We start from the raw sequence: 2,627 nt of genomic DNA, 5'->3' as shown, positions 1-2,627 counted from the left end.
CACGGCTGAGCATCCACCAGAATTCCATTCCAGACTAGAGAGTTTAAGGATTTTGGTTCTTGAATTATTTCATATAGTCAGTTTAATTAAAATATCAGTAAAAAATCGAATTGTATAAGCAAGGCCGTAACTCCTAATAATTAAGAGTTACGGCCTTTTTTTAATGAAAAACATATTATCAAATATTACAAATACCAACTAAACAACGAAAACCCTAGCCTGGAGAGCAAAAGCTGATGGGCTCAGTAGTGGTTTAATCTTAGTCAGCGTACTGTGCTGGCTTAGATTACTGCCGAGCTTGAAGACAATTTTTAAATTGGCTCCAAGTCGTGCTCACTACGTTCCAGCCCAATCAGCTTTTGCTCGGAAGGCGGCATGTTTCAATCACTCCTCAGTTTTTGACCTTTAAATAGCATCCTTAATATCAAAAAAGCCGTTGACCGAATACTCAGTCAACAGCTCTTCTAATTTATCTAATAAACTTTAATACCAAGCTTTGCTATCAAAGTAAACACCAGGGACTACTTTGACCCATTCGTTGGATGCCACACGGTAATATACATTGCCTTGAGCATCTCGGCCAACTTCGTCGACTAACCATGATGACTTTTCTTTCAATGCACGGTTGCCTACGACATTGCCCTCTTTGGTATAAAGCATGTAATAAGCATTTGTACTATCTAAGTTGACGACTCCCTTAATCGAACTAATACCAGTTATCACATTTTGCGTAAAGATAACCGTGATCGGTCTTCGTTGTAACAATGCCTGGTGCCTTGAAGTATGTCCACTCGTCATCATCAGTATTGTTATTGTCAGTTGACTTGTCCAAGAAGTAAACGTAACGTGAATCAACCCATTCATCAGTTGCAACACGGTATTGTTTAACTCCCGCACGATTTGTCCGATATTGGTCGGTGATCCATGAAGAATCTTTGACCAATGTCCGGTTAGCTACGGTCGAATTGTCTTTGTGATTCATGTAGTAATAGTTTTGATCAGTCTTAGTTGTGACAACGCCTGGGTTCTTGTAGTAAGTCCATTCATCATCTTCATTAGAACTGCCGCCACCACCAGTACTTGGGTTAACTGTGATCGTCCGGATATAACTTACCGTGTTATTGGTCTTATCAACCTGCGCATCAGTACCAAAGTCATAAGCGTTATCAGCATTATCTTCCAAAGGAATTGTTACTTTTTGATAGTAAGTTCCTGCAGGCAAATTACCAGTTGCATCCCCACCTGCTGGAGTACTATTCTCAGCACCTTCAGGGGTCTTAAAGATGCCGCCAAAGGTTGGATTACCAGAAACAATACTCTTTCCGGCTCCATCAGTTATAGAAACATCTTTTGGATTCTTCAAAGTTTCAGAATCTGCATTTGTTCCAGAACTTACGGATGGATTTGTAACAACTGATGCTGCTGGATTAGCTGAAGCAACTACGGTTTGTGTAAAGGTTACCGTCTTAGTTTCTGGATCAAGTTTTCCACCAATTGCAGTAAAGTCGTTATTCTTAATAGCATCATCAGTGACATTAAAGATAACTTGACGTGTATAAGTACCAGCTTTGGTAATCTTAGCTCCACTGGCAACGGCTGCATCGGCGGTTTTACCAGTCTTTGTATCAATATAATCTGAACTGAAGCTGACTCCACTATTTGGTTTAGTAGTATCAATCAAATTATTGCCAGCTTTGTCAGTCAATTTATAGCCATCAGGATTTGTCAAAAGCGTAGGATCTCCGTCAACCTTGACATTTAAGTTCTTAATAACAACATTACCATTATCCAGGCTATTTTTACCTACCGTTATTGTCTGAACAAATGTAACAGATTTACCATCTGAACTTAGTTTTGCAGTATCAGGATCAAAGCTATTAGCTATACTTGCACCTTCTTGAAGTGGCACAGTTATTGTACGATAGTACGTTCCGGGTTTGACGTATTTGCTGCCAGAAACTACTCCATCTGTTGCTTTGATTGTCGATGCTCCATTCAAAACATCTGTAAATGTATTGTTTGAATCTGTCGTGTCGTAGTAGTTTGTTCCGAATTGGATATCTCCATCAATTAATGAACCTGTTTTACCATCTGAAGTTATACCTGTAACGGTATTATCTTCAGCCGATTGTTCAGTTCCAACATCGGAGTCTGCAGCAACATTAATTACTGCAGCTGCTGTACCAGCAATGCTAGATGTTGACGTTCCTTGTCCAATTGTAATTGTTTGAACGTATGTAACAGATTTACCATCTGAACTTAGCTTTGCAGTATCAGGATCAAAGCTATTGGCTAAACTTGCGTCTTCTTGAAGTGGCACAGTCACTGTACGGTAATATGTTCCGGGTTTGACATATTTGTCGCCAGAAACTACTCCGTCCGTTGCTTTGATCGTTGATGCTCCATTCAAAACATCTGTAAACGTGTTGTTTGAATCTGTCGTGTCGTAATAATCTGTTCCAAATTGGACGTCTCCAGCTTTCAATGAGCCTTGAGTACCATTTGCAGTTATACCACTGACATCATTTGATTCCTTGTCTTGTTCATCTTTAACACTAGATCCGGCATTAATATTACTTATTGTTGTCGTTGTACCGGCAATATTAGGCGTTGACTTACCTTGTTCG

2 protein-coding genes are annotated in these 2,627 nt (G+C 39.7%); both read right to left on the bottom strand.

All coding sequences use genetic code 11. The features are described from left to right. Positions 1 to 483 precede the first annotated feature (483 nt). Positions 484 to 765 (bottom strand): SLAP domain-containing protein, encoded by a 282-nt coding sequence (locus FD29_RS11440; RefSeq protein ID WP_147008011.1) that lies wholly within the window; start codon positions 763 to 765, stop codon positions 484 to 486. After that, positions 707 to 2,627: hypothetical protein (locus tag FD29_RS08965; RefSeq protein WP_201780223.1), on the bottom strand; the 1,921-nt coding region annotated here is incomplete at its 5' end. The genes FD29_RS11440 and FD29_RS08965, both read right to left, overlap by 59 nt.

Origin of the sequence: Companilactobacillus mindensis DSM 14500, assembly GCF_001434275.1 — a bacterium.
In the GTDB taxonomy this organism is placed as follows: Bacteria; Bacillota; Bacilli; order Lactobacillales; family Lactobacillaceae; genus Companilactobacillus; species Companilactobacillus mindensis.
This window is presented reverse-complemented; position numbering and strand designations above follow the sequence as displayed.